Source organism: Eubacterium sp. SB2 (assembly GCF_001244405.1).
Lineage (GTDB): Bacteria > Bacillota > Clostridia > Lachnospirales > Lachnospiraceae > Faecalicatena > Faecalicatena contortus_B.
Genome location: NZ_LN865152.1, coordinates 119,659 through 136,329, shown reverse-complemented (window position 1 = coordinate 136,329; position 16,671 = coordinate 119,659). Strand labels below are relative to the sequence as shown.

The window sequence follows — 16,671 nt, the reverse complement described above, 5'->3', positions numbered from 1 at the left end:
CAGGCACGAGAGGAAATTCTGAATCATATGAAGAGAGGACAAGGAGGATTTTATGAGCAGTTATGGTATGAAAGCAGTGGAATTTGCCCTGAAATATCCACCCATGGGAATTGAAAAAAGACGAGAGCTTCTCCCTTATAAAAGTGTGAGCAGCCTGTATCCGGCTAAGGCGGATGAAGATGTTCTGGTGACTGCAAACGGGAGGCAGAGAATTGATATTGTGGGGGACCCTTATCATGAACGCGTAATCTACCGCCGTGAAAGGATCATGGATATGCGCTGGAAGGACACGCCCGAACCGCCGGATGTGGCTTATGCGATCCCGGAAGCAAGAAGTTTTCTGAAACAGGGGAAGTTTGAAGAGGCTGCAAGGGTGATGGACGAAGCAACGAAAGCGGCGGGGTATGACCAGTGGATAGACAGCCGCCCGTTTGGCGTTGAATTTCCGCGCCTGCATCCGCGTCTCCATTCGGTGATTGAGCTGCTGACCGAAATCGAAGAAGGAAAGGAGCGCTGCGATTATCTGCGGTATCTTGATATGATGTCGGGAGAAGCAGTGGTGCGCATACAGGACGAAAAAGGAGGCGTTCTCCGCAGGTCTTTCGTCTCCTTTGATAAAGAGGCGGTTGTGCAAAAAACAGAGCGCCTGAATAAAGAGCAGTTTGATATGAACATACGCTTTGTTGCACCGGGGGGGTACGATCTTCCCGACCATTTCGACCAGTTTGTGCTTGTTACCTATAACGATATGTATCGGATAGAAGGCAGCGATGTGGAAATCAAGACAACGCCCGAAAGCTGCACGGTATCATTGGCATATGACCCGCAGTTCGGTGAACGTGGGTACTGCTGCTGTTCTGTGATCCGCACGGATGGAAAGGTGTCCTGCAGAGAGGGCGGTTATCTGCAGGTGGAGGGAGCAAAGGAGATCACCATTATTTCCCGGACCGTAAAATATGAAGAAGCATACCGCCATTCTCTGGCAGAGCAGGTGCTGGAGGAAGTGAACCAAATCCAGGATTCCTATGAAGATATGCTGGCGGCAAACCGGGCATATCTGGAGCCTTTGATGGAACGCTCCGTGATACGGCTTGACGGGGATTGGGCTATGGCGGCAGAGGAACTGCTCAACGAACAGCACGGCGGCGGTGAGTTAAGTGCTATGATGCTGGAAAAGCTGTACGATATGGGACGTTTCTTTATGATAACGGACACCGGAGATGATCCGCCGTCCCTGTTCCAGCATAATATTAATACCAACCTGCAGGTGTGTTCCGGGAACATGACAGGGCTGCCTGAAATCATGGATACATATTTCAAATTCTACGAGGACAAATTCGACGACTTCCGCCTGAATGCAGAGCGTTTTTATGGAGCGAGGGGCGTACTTGGAAACATTCACTGTGATTATAATTCAGGTAAGTTCTATCAGTTTTCAATTGTATATCCACATTACTGCTGGACCGCATGTCTGGGATGGATATATAACGAGTTCTGGGGGCACTATCTGGTGACAGGTGACAAAGAATTCCTGCGTGAACGTATTGTCCCGGGACTGAAGGAAATCGCATTATTTTATGAAGACTATCTCTCAGATGTGGATGAAAATGGAAAGGTAATGTTCTATCCGAGTTATTCGCCGGAAGATCCTTCTATGAATGATTATCACGTACCCTTCCCGAAGGATGTCTATGCAATGAATGTGAATTCGCTGATGGATGTAATGGTATGCAGAGAGGTATTGGATAATCTGATGGAGGCGTGTGAGGTTCTTGGCCTGGACGAACCGGATCTTCCGAAATGGAAAGCGCTCAGGGGCAGGCTGCCGGACTATCTGATGGATGAGGACGGGGCGATTAAGGAGTGGTCCTTCAAGTATTCAGGGGAAAACTATGATCACAGGCACGTCTCCCACCATTATGATATCTGGCCGGGGAGGGCTGTCTCACCGGAGAAAACGCCGGAGCTTGTAAAGCCGTTTATCCTTTCCAACCGGAAACGGGGGCATCAGGATGATTCTGCCCATGGCGTTATCCATCGGTATTTTACGGCGGTAAGGCTGGGCGATCTGCCGGATGCCATGCATAACCTCCGTACCCTGATGGAGCACGGCTACGTAACACGTACATTGAACACTGTGCACTATCCATACCGGGTATTCTGTCCGGACCTGCTGGGGGCTATGCCGGCAATTGTCCTGGAAATGCTGGTATATTCCGATGAAGGTTTTATAAAGCTGCTGCCTGCAGTTCCCGGGGATTTAAGCAAAGGAAATCTGGAAGGAATGTGGCTTTATACATTTGCTAAGATTGAGAAGATGAGCTGGGATATGGATGCCGGAAAAGCGGAGGTTGAAATATTTAGTATGGAAGACCAGGTGATTTATGTTTCTTTCCCGGTGGGCTACAAGGAGATGCGGGTTGACGGGAAGCTGTATGATAAAGACGAAAATGGAGCCGATATAGAATTCAAAAAGAATGCAGTGGTTCATTTAGAATATTTATTCTGAGCAAAGGGCACCCCGTAATGCATGCCCCTGCGGGGCGGGTTTGCAGCAAGCTGCAAATTAATGTATACCCAAAGGGCACCCCGTAATGCATGCCCCTGTGGGGCGGGTTTGCAGCAAGCTGCAAATTAATGTATGAAAAAGGAGGCGGAATATGGAACGGCTGGAAATATGCAGACCGGCAGAAATAAAAGAGGTACAGATTCAGGATACTTTCTGGTCACAGTATATGGAATTAGTAAGGGATACGGTGATTCCCTATCAGTGGGAGATTCTGAACGACCGGGTGCCGGATGTTGAGCGAAGCCATGCGGTTCGGAATTTTAAAATTGCAGCAGGCATGGACAAAGGCTGTTTTTATGGGGAGGTGTTCCAGGACAGCGACCTGGCAAAATGGCTGGAGGCTGCGTCATACTGTCTGGAGAGCGCTCCGGAGCCTGAGCTGGAAGCCGTCATGGATGAGGTGATTGATCTTATAGCCGCGGCCCAGCAGGAGAATGGGTATCTGGATACCTATTTTTCGATAGGGAATCAGGAGAAGGAATGGACCAATCTGTATGAATGCCATGAGATGTATTGCGCCGGACATATGATGGAGGCGGCGGCTGCCTATTACAGAGCGACAGGAAAGAGAAAGCTGTTGGACGTGATGTGCAGATGTGCGGATCATATTGCGGAACATTTCAGAAAAGGGGGACAGAAGGGGTATCCGGGCCATCAGGAGATAGAACTTGCGCTGGTTAAACTATATGAAGCGACGGATAACAGGGAGTATCTGGAGCTAAGCTGTTATTTTTTGGAGGAGCGTGGCAGGGAACCGAATTATTTCGTATGGGAATGGGAGAATTTACGCCAAAAATGTTCCTTTAAGACAAACCTGCCGGTGGAGAGTCCTGATCTGGTTTATAACCAGTCACATTTGCCTGTGCATGACCAGACTTCGGCAGCAGGCCATGCAGTCAGGGCAATGTATATGTATGCGGCAATGGCGGATGTGGCAAGGGCTGCAGGCAGCAGGGAAATGTACCAGTCATGCAGACGGCTCTGGGAAAATGTGGTGGAACGGCAGATGTATATTACCGGGGCGATAGGCTCCACGCGGACAGGAGAGGCTTTCACCGCGGATTATGACCTGCCCAATGAGACAGCATATGCGGAGACGTGCGCCTCCATCGGATTGATCTTTTTTGCGCATCGAATGCAGATGATAGAGGCAGACGGGATATATGGGGATGTTATGGAAAAGGCATTATATAATGTAGTTCTAAGCTCCATGTCGCGTGACGGAAGACATTTCTTCTATGTGAATCCGCAGGAAGTCTGGCCTCTGGCTAATGAAAAGAATCCGGACCGGAGGCATGTGCAAACAAAACGCCAGAAATGGTTTGGCTGTGCGTGCTGTCCGCCTAATATCGCAAGACTGCTCTCTTCTCTGGGAAAATACGTGTATTCCTATGGAAAACATACGCTGTACGTCCATCTCTATATAGCCGGGGAAGCAAGGATAAAAACAGGCCATGGTGAATTCTTCGTACGGCAGAACGGCAATTATCCGTGGGACGGTGATATCCGGCTTACGTTGTGTTCAGTGCCGGATGCGGACAGCAGGATTGCGGTGCGGATCCCGGGATGGTGCCGTGAGTTTGAAATACGGCAGAATGGAAAAAAGGCAGAATGCCGGGTGGAAAAGGGGTATGCATATCTTGAAAATGGCATCCGGGCGGGAGATGAGATACATCTGCTGTTCATTATGGCCGCAGAGCTGATCCAGGCAAATCCAAAGGTTCGGGCAGATGCCGGAAAGGCTGCAATTCAAAGAGGGCCGGTTGTGTACTGTCTGGAAGAGGAAGACAACGGAAGCAATCTTTCGGCGATTCGGTTAGATACGGACTGTGGACTGCAGATTGCTGAAACTGTACTGCCCGGCGGCATACCAGCAATTACGGCAAAGGGATATCGTACGGAAGAAGACGGATGGGCGGCGGGGCTCTACCGGCCATATATACGGCAGGAGAACGAAGTGACAGTAAAAGCGGTACCCTATTTCCTCTGGGGGAACAGAGAGCCGGGCGAAATGCTGGTGTGGGTGCGCGTGTAAAGGAGGAAGCCAATGATACATTATCGGAATCCAATCATCCCGGGATTTTACCCTGACCCGAGCATTTGCCGGGTGAAAGAAGACTACTTTCTGGTGACCAGTTCCTTTGAATACTTTCCAGGAATCCCTCTGTTCCACAGCCGGGATCTGGTTCACTGGGAACAGATTGGGCATGTTCTGACCAGAAAAACGCAGGCATTGCTGGAAAAGTGTCCGGCTTCCGGAGGCATATGGGCGCCTTCAATACGTCACCATAAAGGCAGATTCTATGTGTCAGCCACGAACTTCAGCCATGGCGGAAATTTCTTTGTCTGGACAGACGATATTTATGGGGAGTGGTCTGACCCAATGTGGATGGAGCAGGGCGGGATCGATCCTTCCCTGTTCTTTGACTCTGACGAATGCGTATATTTAACAAGCACCTATGACCTGCCGGACAGCCAGGCGATTGGGCAGTGCCGGATGGACATCGATACCGGGAAGAGGCTTTCCGATACGAAGATCATCTGGGAAGGGAGCGGAGGCAAATATCCCGAGGGCCCCCACATGTTTAAGCGGGAGGGATGGTACTACCTGCTGGCAGCGGAAGGTGGAACGGAGTACGGTCATATGGTTACGATTTCAAGAGGAACCTCCCCATGGGGACCATTTGAAAGCTGTCCGCATAACCCGATACTGACCCACCGTGATACGATGCTGCATCATTTTCAGGCAATCGGGCACGGGGACGTAACCGATACAAAAGAAGGGGACTTCTGGATGGTATTCCATGGGATTCGGACAAGCCAGTATATGCTCCATCATCTGGGCCGGGAAACCATGCTTGCCCCTGTTACATGGGACGAAAACGGATGGCCTGTGGTGAATCAGGGGGAAAAGATTCTAAAAAACATGGAGGTCATGCGGCTTCCGGAGGAAGATTATGAGATCAGATTGGAGGCTCCGGATTCCTTTTATGGTTCTGTCTTGCCTAAGGTGTGGAATTATTTGAGGAACCCGGATCTGAGCCGGTACAGCCTTACTGACAGGAAGGGAAGCCTTAAGCTGGCTGGTGGGGATGGGACATTGGATGAACTGTGTTCGCCGGCATTTGTGGGGCGGAGGCAGCAGCATTTCTGTATGCGGGCTGAGGTATGGCTGGATGCCGAACCGCAGAGCCCGCAGGCGCGTGCGGGATTAACGGTTTATCATACGAATGAGCACCATTATGATCTTGCTGTATCATGCAGGGAGGAAAAACGGTGTGTAATTCTGTATAAAAGGGTAGGCGATATGCAGACTGAGAGTCAGCCCTTATTTTTGGACGGTTCGGGAAAAGTGCTTCTGAGGATTGAGTCTGATGCACTGGAGTATCGTTTTCTTGCGGGAAGAGATGAGAATCATCTGCAAGCGGCAGGCAGCGGGAGGACACAGCTTTTATCAACAGAGTGCATGCCCATGACCTTCACCGGATGCTATTTGGGAATGTTTGCTGAAAAAACAGACGCTTGGTTTGAGCGGTTTCAATACCGTCCGATATAGAGGATGGGGGAAAAGCATTGCTATGCACGGCCTATAGCCCGTACAAAGTTACAAATAAACCACCCCGCCCATGATATGAAAATCAACTAGCCCCTATTCATATATTTTCTTTCCATAATATGGTATAATTAGTTGAAAAAAATATTAAAGTCAGTAGTATAGAGGAGGATTCTTATGAGATTTGCATTTATCATTATGGGAGAGGATTTTGATTCACAGAGAGATTGTGCCAGTATACACGAGGGAGCGGTGCAGACAATAGGCGTATCAAGTGTGGAAGAAGCATGCGAAGTATCAAAAAAGCTATATGAAGAAGGGATAGATTGCATTGAACTCTGCGGTGCTTTTGGAGAAGCGGGAGCTAAATCAATTATTGATGTTACAGAGAATAAGATTCCGGTCGGATATGTGACTCATCTGCGGGAACAGGATGAGATTTTTGAAAAGGTGTTCAGCGGAATGTTATGATAACCAAGGTGCAGCCCATAACTCATGCTCTTCGGCAATGCTGCAGAAGAAGGTATTTAATAGATTTAGAATGAGTATATTAGAATAATTTAAGGAGTGCAAATAAGGACGCTGTGATAAATAAATAGCGTCCTTTTTTTGTACCCCGTTACCAACTATAATAGACTTACAATTGAAAAAGTATGAAGAAAATATAAGGAGGCACAACATGGAGAAATGTTATTTGGCCGTTGATATCGGGGCATCCAGCGGACGCCATATGCTTGCATATATGGCCGAAGGCAGGATGCGGCTCGAGGAAGTGTACCGCTTTCCGAATGGCATGGATAATAAGGACGGTACCTTGTGCTGGGACGTAGAGCGTTTATTCAATGAGATCAAAAACGGGCTGAAAAAGTGTAAAGAGCTCGGAAAGATCCCGGTTTCGATGGGGATTGATACCTGGGGCGTTGATTATGTGCTGCTTGATAAAGAAGATAAGATTCTGGGAGATACCGTAGGATACCGTGACAGCCGTACCAATGGGATAGACAAGAAGGTATACGAGAAGATCACTCCGGAGGATTTGTATGCAAGAACAGGAATCCAAAAGCAGGTCTTCAATACCATTTACCAGCTGATGGCGGTGAAGGAGAGTCATCCGGAACATCTGGAGCAGGCGGAGGCAATCCTTATGATTCCGGATTATTTCCATTTCCTGCTGACCGGTGTTAAGAAGAATGAATACACCAATGCCACAACAGGGCAGCTGATTAATCCTACGACAAACGACTGGGATTACGAGATGATCGATATGCTGGGATATCATACAAAAATGTTCCGTCCGGTATCTATGCCCGGCACTGTGGTTGGCAATTTCACAAAAGAAATCCAGGAAGAAGTTGGCTTTGACTGTAAAGTCGTACTTCCTGCCACTCATGACACCGGCTCAGCAGTACTGGCCGTTCCGACCAACGATGATAATGCAATCTACATAAGCTCGGGTACCTGGTCACTGATGGGGATCGAAAGAAAAGAAGCAGACTGCTCTATGGAAAGCATGCAAGCCAACTTTACAAACGAAGGCGGCTATGACCACAGATTCCGCTTTCTAAAGAACATTATGGGATTATGGATGATCCAGTCAGTAAAAAAAGAGTTTGCGGAGGATCTGTCCTTTGCAGAAATCTGCGACAGGGCGTCCAAAGAAACGATTCCATCCATAGTAGACTGTAATGACGACTGTTTCCTGGCACCTGAGAGCATGATAAAGGCAGTGCAGGATTTCTGCAGCAGAACAGGACAGCAGGTTCCGCTGACCATTGGAGAGATTGCGGCAGTCATATACAACAGCCTTGCAAAATGCTATGGCGATACCGTGAAGGAGATCGAAGCAATCACAGGCAATACATACGACACGATCTACGTAGTGGGCGGTGGCGCCAATGCCGGATATTTGAATGAGTTGACTGCAAAATATACCGGAAAGAAAGTTTCAGCAGGCCCCACCGAGGCAACTGCAATCGGCAATGTAACCGTTCAGATGATGCATGATGGCGTGTTTGCAAGCCTTCCAGAGGCGCGGATATGTATCGATCGGTCATTTGATATAAAGAAGTACGATGAAAATGGAAAACAATTCTGACAATGAGATGCAAAGGGGTCAGACCCCTTTGAAAAATGAAGGAGGATTTACGATGACAACGAAGGAAAGATATGAATCAGCGAAAGAGATCTATGGGAAAATTGGTGTGGATACTGATAAGGTTCTGGAAACATTAAAGTCTGTTCCGATTTCTATGCACTGCTGGCAGGGGGATGATGTTGGCGGGTTTGACAGTGAGGGGGCACTTACAGGCGGTATCCAGGCTACAGGAAATTATCCTGGTAAAGCAAGAACACCGGAAGAACTGATGGCTGATATTGACAAGGCTCTGAGCCTGATACCGGGAACACACAGAATCAATGTTCATGCAAGTTATGCTATTTTTGAAGAAGGTGAATGGGTAGACCGAGATAAGCTGGAGCCAAAGCATTTTGCTAAATGGGTGGAGTTTGCTAAGGAAAGAGGTCTTGGACTGGACTTCAACCCGACCTACTTCTCACACCCGAAGGCCGATGAATATACTCTGACAAGCCCGGATGAAGAGATCCGTAAGTTCTGGATCGAGCATGGAAAAGCCTGCATCCGCATCTCTCAGTATTTTGCTGAAGAACTGGGGACGCCTTGTCTGATGAACATCTGGATTCCGGATGGTTTTAAGGATATTCCGGCTGACAGGCTTGGACCGAGAGCGAGATATAAAGATTCTCTGGATCAGATTCTGGGAATTGACTATGATAAAGAAAAAGTGCTGGTATGCCTGGAGTCTAAGGTGTTTGGTATTGGCCTGGAAGCTTACACAGCAGGTTCAGCAGAGTTTACGATGAATTACGTGATGAACAAGGGGATTGTGCCTCTGATGGACAATGGACATTATCATCCGACAGAAGTAGTTTCTGATAAGATTTCATCTATGCTTCTCTTCAATGATAAGATTGCCCTTCATGTAACAAGACCAATCCGCTGGGACAGTGACCATGTAGTACTGCTGGATGATGAGACAAAAGAGATTGCAAAAGAGATTGTAAGAAATGATGCTCTAAACAGAGTGATCATCGGCCTTGACTTCTTTGATGCAAGTATCAACAGAATCTCCGCATGGGTAGTGGGAATGAGAAATATGCAGAAGGCTCTGATGTGTGCGATGTTAAGCCCCAATGCACGGCTGAAAGAACTGCAGGATACACAGCAGTTTACAGAGCTGATGGCAATGCAGGAAGAACTGAAATGCTATCCGTTTGGCGATGTATGGAATTATTTCTGCGAAATCAACAATGTTCCGGAGAGAGAAGACTGGTTTAAAGAAGTTCAGAACTATGAGGCGGAAGTACTTTCTAAAAGAGCCTAACCTTAGATGATCTTTAGCAAAACTGTTGCTTTTGTAGAGATTTTCCTCCACTTAGAATCAAAAATAAATACCTTACCAAAGAAATGGCTCAGATACCGTTACTATGCGCGGCCCCTGTGCCGTGAACAGTAACGACAGCGGTTCGGTATAAGAAGAAATCTAAAATTGACATTTAAAGCAAATTTGTTATAATATACTTAACAAGACAGCCGGGATTGATAGATGAAGTCTATCCGTACCGGGTAAGATGTTATTTCAAAGAGTAATCGCCTATCCTACCAAGACGGGGCGATTACTTTTTTTGCTTATCATAGAAACTTTTCACAAGCGTAATGATAGCAATAATCATCAATACAAATGTAAATAAGTTATCGTATGTAACATACATAAGCACCACCCCTTTCGTTATACTCCGAAACGGATGGATCCGCCCTCCCGGCTGCCTGGGTAAGTATACTATTTTTGATGGGGTTATTCAGGACTGCCCGGCTGATCTATTCCTTAAGCCGCTTCAAATCCAGATAAAGTCCTTCTACCGTATGCACACGTATTCTGTCAGAAAAGCCGTATTCCTCCATTGCCTCTGTTTCATTCAAACGAAACAGGCAGACTGTTACCGTATGTTTCTGTCCGTCAATAATCCAGTACTCGCGGACTCCCAGCTTTCTGTACAAATGAACCTTTTCAGAACAATCCAGCTCTTTACTGTCAGGTGAGACGACTTCCGCAGCGAAAACAGGAACTTCTGTAATCTTATATCCAATGATTCTGCCGGGATGCAGAATTATGGCAATATCGGGAATCAGTATAGTATTTCCTCCATTAAGGTAAAAACGAATGGGAAAGGTAACAGCTTTGCAGGGAGAAAAAGATTCTTTGCCATATGATACAATCTGGCAGAGTAATTCCGTGATGACAGCCTGATGCATAAATGAAACAGGAGGACGGGTTAGAATATATCCGTTCATTAGCTGGGCATGAAGAGAAGAAGGCAGCAGTTCATAATCCTGGCGGGAGCACTGCCCCTGCTTTTGGGCAATCCAGTCAGGTAAACAGCTTTCCGATTGTGCGCCATTTAACACAGGCTTCCTAGCATTATCATTTGTCTGGCTGTCCTGGGAAAGATCTTTAAAATTACTCATGGAGCGCCTCCTTTACAGTTGAGAGTACTCTTGATATAGATCCATTTTACATGCAAAGGCAGGCAGAGTCATGCAGTTACAAACTGCTTGACATACTAAGCAGTAGCTAAATTTGTGCCGCCTGTGTTATGATGGAAAGGGAAGGAAGTGAGGACGGATGAAAGAAAAACAGAATAAAGCGGGAGGCGGTTCGGCGGAGGGGGAACGAAAAAAAGAAGATCTATCCAAGATAAGCCGTTACCCCGGGATTCAGATGGCAAGAACAGGAAAGTGGCTGCGTTTCGTCTGCAAGATTCAGAACATACCCGTGAAAAAGATCTGCGAATGCCTTGGCCTGGGATGCCCCCAGTCGGTCTATGGCTGGTTTGGAGGGAGAACATTGCCATCTCTGGATAACTTCTACACGTTAAGCCAGATGCTGCACATGCCCCTCGATGAGCTCATCATAAACTGGGATGAGCAGCTGCCCGGAGGGTTTTGCAAAAGGGTGGGGAAGGCCGGCATAAGAATCCTGTCATACCGCCTGAAGCTTTAGTATGCAAGATAACTGATGTGACCGGCTGAATGTTCCATAAAGAGTTCAAGATGGAACACTCAGCCGATCACATAATTCATCAGACATCCTGACGGGATCTCTCCAGAAAACATTTGAAAGCCTTCAAAGAATAATTCATGATCAGAGAATCAGGCATCCCGGCAAGCCGCGCCAGTTCCAGCGAAAAGGTAAAGTCTCCGACATGCTTTGTGCCGTGGCTGTCACTTGCGAATATAACCGGGTAATGATAATGTCTGCATAGATTTAAGATCATCAGATCGTTAAACCGGGTATCTCCCCGGTAGCCGTCAGGGCTTAAGGAACTGTTGTTTATCTCCAGAAGAACATCATATTTCATGGCCGCCTTTACAATTTCCAGATAATCAACCGGATACTTTACATCATCACAGTGTCCGATAATACGGACATAGGGATTTTTCATGGCGGCAATGTATGCGGCTGTATTCTCCTCCATGGTGCCGGGTTTTTTAACCGGTTTGTGAATGCTGGCGATTACATAATCCAGTTTTGCAAGTATGGAATCCTCCAGATCCAGCTTTCCTTCATTATTTAAAATATTTGCTTCCGCACCATAAAGCATCTCCACTCCCAGACGCTCCTTTTGGGCATAGAACAGGCTGCGAAAATAAGATGGCTTTCCGCCGCCGCAGGTGGCAGGGCCGTGGTCGGATATTCCGAGCATTTTCAGATTCCTGGAAGCAGCGGCTTTTGCCATGTCTGTGATGGTTGCAGTAGAGGCATGTCCGCTTGCTATTGTGTGCGTATGTATATCAAATTGGAAAGAAGACATAATCATTAGCCTTTCTATCTATAATTAATGAACACTTTCATCAAAAAAATCCTAATATATAGTATGCGCGATGCTCTTTGGTTTGTCAATAAAAAACTAAAATAAAAAATGAAAATACCAATAAAAACAACAAAATTAGTGTTGGGATTGGTTGGATTCACATATAAAAATCGTTAAAATCATGTTGCTTCGTGTTGACTTCTGAGTATTGTTCAAGTATAATAATTAAGACTGGGTGGAGATTCATTAAAACCCGGCGGGGGATGCATATTGCGGCTTAAGCAGATGCTGCAGTGCGGCCGCCGCAGGCGGAACTTTGATTTATCTTCGGAAGGTTAATATTCTATGTGTAGATGCAGACTGTATTTATACATAAGGAAAGGAGTAACAAAGCAAATGGGACTATATACCTATGACAGTACGGACATACCAAAGTCAGATCGTATTCCAAAGCTTGTGGAGAACCTGTATGCCAAGATGCCGGAGATAGAATCAGCCAGAGCCGTTCTTTTGACGGAATCCTATAAGCAGACAGAGAGCGAGCCGGTGATTATCCGCCGTGCAAAGGCATTTCAGCATATTTTGGAAAACATTCCGATTATCATCCGTGACCTGGAGCTGATTGCAGGCAGCACAACGCTTGCGCCAAGAGGCTGTCAGACATATCCGGAATTTTCGTATGAGTGGCTGGAAGAGGAATTTGAAACCGTTGAGAACAGAAGCGCAGATCCGTTCTATATATCAGACCAGACCAAGGCGGAGCTGAAGCAGGCCAATGCATATTGGAAGGGAAAGACAACAAGTGAGCTGGCCACCTCCTATATGGAGCCTGAGACACTGCTTGCTATGGAACATAACATTTTCACACCGGGCAATTATTTTTATAACGGCGTAGGCCATGTTACGGTGAAGTATGGCGAAGTCCTGGAAATTGGATTTTCCGGTATAAAGGCGAAAGCGGAAGCCGAGATGGCAAAGCTGTGCCTGGCCGATGGTGATTATCAGCAGAAGTCGAGATTTCTGGAAGCAGTTATGATCAGCTGTGATGCTGCCGTTACATATGCCAGGCGTTATGCGAAGCTGGCTCTGGAGGAGGCGGAAAAGTGTTCGGATATGACACGCAAAAAAGAGCTGCTTCAGATCGCCCAGAATTGCGCAAATGTTCCGGAAAAAGGGGCATCGGGATTTTATGAGGCATGCCAGTCATTCTGGTTCGTACAGCAGCTGCTTCAGATAGAATCCAGTGGACATTCAATCTCTCCGGGAAGATTTGACCAGTATATGTATCCTTATTATAAGAAGGATTTGGACAGTGGAAAGATAACAAGAGAATTTGCACAGGAACTGATGGACTGCATCTGGGTGAAGTTAAATGACCTGAATAAGTGCCGTGATGCTGTCTCAGCAGAAGGGTTTGCAGGATACAGCCTTTTCCAGAATCTGATCGCAGGCGGTCAGAATGAGGAAGGGATTGATGTGACGAATGATCTATCATTTATGAGCATTGAGGCATCCATGCATGTTTACCTTCCGCAGCCTTCCCTGTCCGTGAGAGTATGGAACGGTTCGCCTCATGAATTCCTTATTAAAGCGGCGGAGCTGACCCGTACGGGTATCGGCCTTCCGGCGTATTACAATGACGAAGTGATTATTCCCTCCCTGGTGAGCAGAGGCCTGACGCTGGAGGATGCAAGGGATTACAATATTATTGGCTGTGTTGAGCCGCAGAAGGCAGGTAAGACAGAGGGCTGGCATGATGCGGCATTCTTTAATATGTGCCGTCCGCTGGAGCTGGTTTTTAACAACGGTAAGGATAAAGGGGTGCAGGTAGGACCGCAAACCGGGCGGGTAGAAGATATGAAGACCTTCGGAGAATTCTACCATGCATATAAGATCCAGATGGATTACGCGATCAAACTTTTGGTGAATGCGGACAATGCCATTGACGTTGCCCATGCAGAGAGATGCCCCCTTCCGTTCCTTTCTTCTATGGTCGATGATTGTATGAAGAAAGGGAGAACGGTGCAGGAAGGCGGAGCAGTCTATAACTTTACCGGCCCTCAGGGATTCGGAGTCGCGAACATGGCGGATTCCCTGTATGCAGTGAAAAAGCTGGTTTACGATGAAAAGAAAGTTACCATGAAGGAACTCAAAGAGGCCCTGGCTACAAACTACGGCAAAGGCTTAAGCGGTGAGGATGTTGCGTCCATGACTGCAGAGATTGCAGGCGGCATGAAAGCGTCCGGACAGGCTGTCACTGAGCGGGAGGTTGCAGCAATTCTGAAGACGGTAGTAGCCGCTTCAGAGGCTCCGGAAGTAAAAGCAAACGGAGAACGTATCCTCAAATTGATCGAGGAAGTTCCGAAGTTCGGCAATGATATTCCGGAAGTGGATGCTTTTGCAAGAGATGTGGCCTATACATATACAAAGCCTCTGCAGAATTATAAGAATCCAAGGGGCGGCATATTCCAGGCGGGCTTATACCCGGTATCTGCCAATGTTCCGCTGGGGGCACAGACAGGGGCCACGCCGGATGGGCGTCTTGCACATACACCGGTTGCCGACGGCGTTTCACCGTCCGCAGGGAAAGATATAAGCGGCCCGACGGCGGCAGCAAATTCTGTCTCCAGGCTGGATCACTATATTGCATCCAACGGGACACTGTTTAACCAGAAGTTCCACCCATCCGCATTGAGCGGCAGGAGAGGGCTTGAGAACTTCGTAGGCCTGATCCGTTCCTACTTTGACCAGAAGGGAAGCCATATGCAGTTTAATGTAGTCAGCCGCGAAACACTGCTGGATGCACAAAAGAATCCGGAGCAGTACAAGCATCTGGTTGTCCGGGTAGCCGGATACAGCGCTTTGTTCACCACGCTTTCCAAGTCGCTTCAGGATGATATCATCCGGAGAACGGAGCAGGGCTTCTGATGGAAGAGAGGAATCGCAGCATGGAAGATTATTTAAATACAAAAGGCCGCATTTTCGATATACAGAGATATTCGATCCACGACGGCAACGGAATACGGACGATTGTATTTTTGAAGGGCTGTGTTCTGAGATGCCGGTGGTGCTGTAATCCGGAGTCACAGAAGTACGAGATCGAGACCATGATGGTACAAGGGGAGCCAAAGGTAATCGGAGAGGACGTCACCGTAAAAGAAGTGATGGAGACGGTCGAGAAAGACCGCACCTATTACCGCAGGACCGGAGGCGGCCTGACGCTGTCGGGAGGCGAGAGCCTGTGCCAGCCCGAATTTGCCGCTGCACTTTTGAGGGCGGCATCTGAAGCCGGAATCAGCACGGCGATGGAAAGCATGGGATGCGCCGATTACAAAGTAATCGAGGGCCTGCTCCCGTATCTGGATCAGTACCTGCTGGATATCAAACATATGAATCCGGCAAAACATAAAGCATTCACCGGGCGCTCCAATGAACTGATGGTGGAAAATGCGATGAAGATTGCAAAATCAGGCATGACGGAACTGAGCATCCGGGTACCTGTTATTCCAGGGTTTAACGATACAAAAGAAGAGATCCGGGATATCGCAGAGTATACAAAAGCGCTGGGCAGCGTAAAAAGGCTTCACCTGCTTCCCTACCACAGACTTGGCCAGGACAAGTACGAAGGACTGGGAAGAGAATACCTGATGGGGAATGCAGAGCCGCCGTCAAACGAAACGATGGAAATGCTGCTCAAAACTGCAGAACTGGCATCCGGAATTGAATGTCAGATAGGAGGCTAAGAAACATGAGTTATGAACAAATGCCGGAAAGAATCGTACAGGAACTGGTTCCCGGTAAGGAAATAACAATCGCCCATTTGATTGCAAGTCCGGATATCACACTGTATGAAAAGCTGGGACTGGACCCAAGGGTGGAATACAGTAAGTCGGCAATCGGCGTACTGACAATCAGTCCCGCAGAAACCGCTATTATTGCGGCAGATATTGCAATTAAAGCGGCGGGAATCGAACTGGGCTTCGTAGACCGCTTCAGCGGTACTTTGATAGTAACCGGCACGATTTCAGAAACAGAGGCCGCGATCCGCGCAGTACTGGATTATGTGAGGGATAAGATGGGCTTCTCTGTATGTGAGATAACAAGGACTTAATAAATATGAAGAAAATCGTATTGATGGGCAGGAGTGAATGTGGGAAAACCACATTGACCCAGGCACTAAAAGGTGAAAAAATCCAGTATCACAAAACACAGTATGTGAATAACTTCGATGTTATCATAGATACCCCGGGGGAATACGCCCAGACCAAGCATCTGGGATACGCCCTTGCGTTATACTCCTATGAGGCGGATGTTGTCGGGCTTCTGATATCGGCTACAGAGCCGTATTCCCTTTATCCGCCATGCTGTACAGCCATGTGCAACCGGGAAGTCATCGGCATTGTAACCAAGATCCATGATAAGAATGCAAATGTAGAGCGCGCCGAGAGGTGGCTCAGGCTGACAGGCTGCAAGAAAATCTTCTTCGTTGACTCGAAAAATTATGAGGGAATTCCGGAAATTCTGGAATACTTAAAAGAAGAAGGAGATGTGCTTCCGTGGGAGCTGGAAGAGGCTGAAAAAAAGATGGAGAAAACAACAAATCCAACACAATAATAAGTTGACTACTGTGGGATTGTGTGGTAATATCGAGTTAGAAACA

13 protein-coding genes are annotated in these 16,671 nt (G+C 47.5%); 11 read left to right on the top strand and 2 right to left on the bottom strand.

Going from position 1 to position 16,671, the window contains the following annotated elements:
* The first annotated feature begins 52 nt into the window (after positions 1–52).
* The 6 genes from BN1938_RS08210 (at position 53) to BN1938_RS08185 (ending at position 9,523) form a co-directional block, all read left to right on the top strand.
* Complete coding sequence (locus BN1938_RS08210) at positions 53–2,509, top strand: glycosyl hydrolase family 95 catalytic domain-containing protein (RefSeq protein WP_050640136.1); 2,457 nt, start codon at positions 53–55, stop codon at positions 2,507–2,509.
* Positions 2,510–2,660: 151 nt separating this feature from the next.
* A complete protein-coding gene (locus BN1938_RS08205; protein WP_050640135.1) occupies positions 2,661–4,604 on the top strand; it encodes a glycoside hydrolase family 127 protein in 1,944 nt (647 codons plus the stop codon).
* A 12-nt stretch (positions 4,605–4,616) separates the two neighbouring features.
* Positions 4,617–6,125, top strand: coding sequence for a glycoside hydrolase family 43 protein (locus tag BN1938_RS08200; protein ID WP_082202908.1), 1,509 nt, complete (start codon positions 4,617–4,619; stop codon positions 6,123–6,125).
* A gap of 174 nt (positions 6,126–6,299) precedes the next feature.
* Complete coding sequence (locus BN1938_RS08195; protein WP_050640134.1) at positions 6,300–6,593, top strand: DUF6506 family protein; 294 nt, start codon at positions 6,300–6,302, stop codon at positions 6,591–6,593.
* A gap of 208 nt (positions 6,594–6,801) precedes the next feature.
* A complete protein-coding gene (gene rhaB / locus BN1938_RS08190; RefSeq protein WP_050640133.1) occupies positions 6,802–8,217 on the top strand; it encodes a rhamnulokinase in 1,416 nt (471 codons plus the stop codon).
* Between the two features lie 52 nt (positions 8,218–8,269).
* Positions 8,270–9,523: an L-rhamnose isomerase gene (locus tag BN1938_RS08185; protein WP_050640132.1), complete on the top strand. Its 1,254-nt coding sequence runs from the start codon at positions 8,270–8,272 to the stop codon at positions 9,521–9,523.
* A gap of 494 nt (positions 9,524–10,017) precedes the next feature.
* On the opposite strand, the gene BN1938_RS08180 is transcribed toward BN1938_RS08185, so the two are convergent.
* On the bottom strand, positions 10,018–10,665 hold the full coding sequence (locus tag BN1938_RS08180) for a Uma2 family endonuclease (RefSeq protein WP_050640131.1): 648 nt from the start codon (positions 10,663–10,665) through the stop codon (positions 10,018–10,020).
* A 157-nt stretch (positions 10,666–10,822) separates the two neighbouring features.
* Here BN1938_RS08180 and BN1938_RS08175 point away from each other — a divergent pair, with 157 nt between their 5' ends.
* Entirely contained in the window at positions 10,823–11,200 is a 378-nt protein-coding gene (locus tag BN1938_RS08175; RefSeq protein WP_050640130.1) for a helix-turn-helix domain-containing protein, read from the top strand.
* Between the two features lie 79 nt (positions 11,201–11,279).
* Here BN1938_RS08175 and BN1938_RS08170 read toward each other — a convergent pair whose 3' ends face one another.
* The gene (locus tag BN1938_RS08170; protein ID WP_050640843.1) at positions 11,280–12,011 is read right to left on the bottom strand and encodes a phosphatase; all 732 of its coding nucleotides are present in this window, start codon (positions 12,009–12,011) and stop codon (positions 11,280–11,282) included.
* Positions 12,012–12,407: 396 nt separating this feature from the next.
* Here BN1938_RS08170 and BN1938_RS08165 point away from each other — a divergent pair, with 396 nt between their 5' ends.
* From BN1938_RS08165 to BN1938_RS08150, 4 genes are read left to right on the top strand one after another with little or no spacing between them, the layout of a single operon-like run.
* Entirely contained in the window at positions 12,408–14,939 is a 2,532-nt protein-coding gene (locus BN1938_RS08165; protein WP_050640129.1) for a glycyl radical protein, read from the top strand.
* 20 nt (positions 14,940–14,959) lie between these two features.
* A complete protein-coding gene (locus tag BN1938_RS08160) occupies positions 14,960–15,754 on the top strand; it encodes a glycyl-radical enzyme activating protein (protein ID WP_050640842.1) in 795 nt (264 codons plus the stop codon).
* 5 nt (positions 15,755–15,759) lie between these two features.
* On the top strand, positions 15,760–16,122 hold the full coding sequence (locus BN1938_RS08155; RefSeq protein ID WP_025656497.1) for a BMC domain-containing protein: 363 nt from the start codon (positions 15,760–15,762) through the stop codon (positions 16,120–16,122).
* 5 nt (positions 16,123–16,127) lie between these two features.
* Positions 16,128–16,625, top strand: coding sequence for a EutP/PduV family microcompartment system protein (locus BN1938_RS08150; protein ID WP_050640127.1), 498 nt, complete (start codon positions 16,128–16,130; stop codon positions 16,623–16,625).
* The last annotated feature ends 46 nt before the right edge of the window (positions 16,626–16,671 follow it).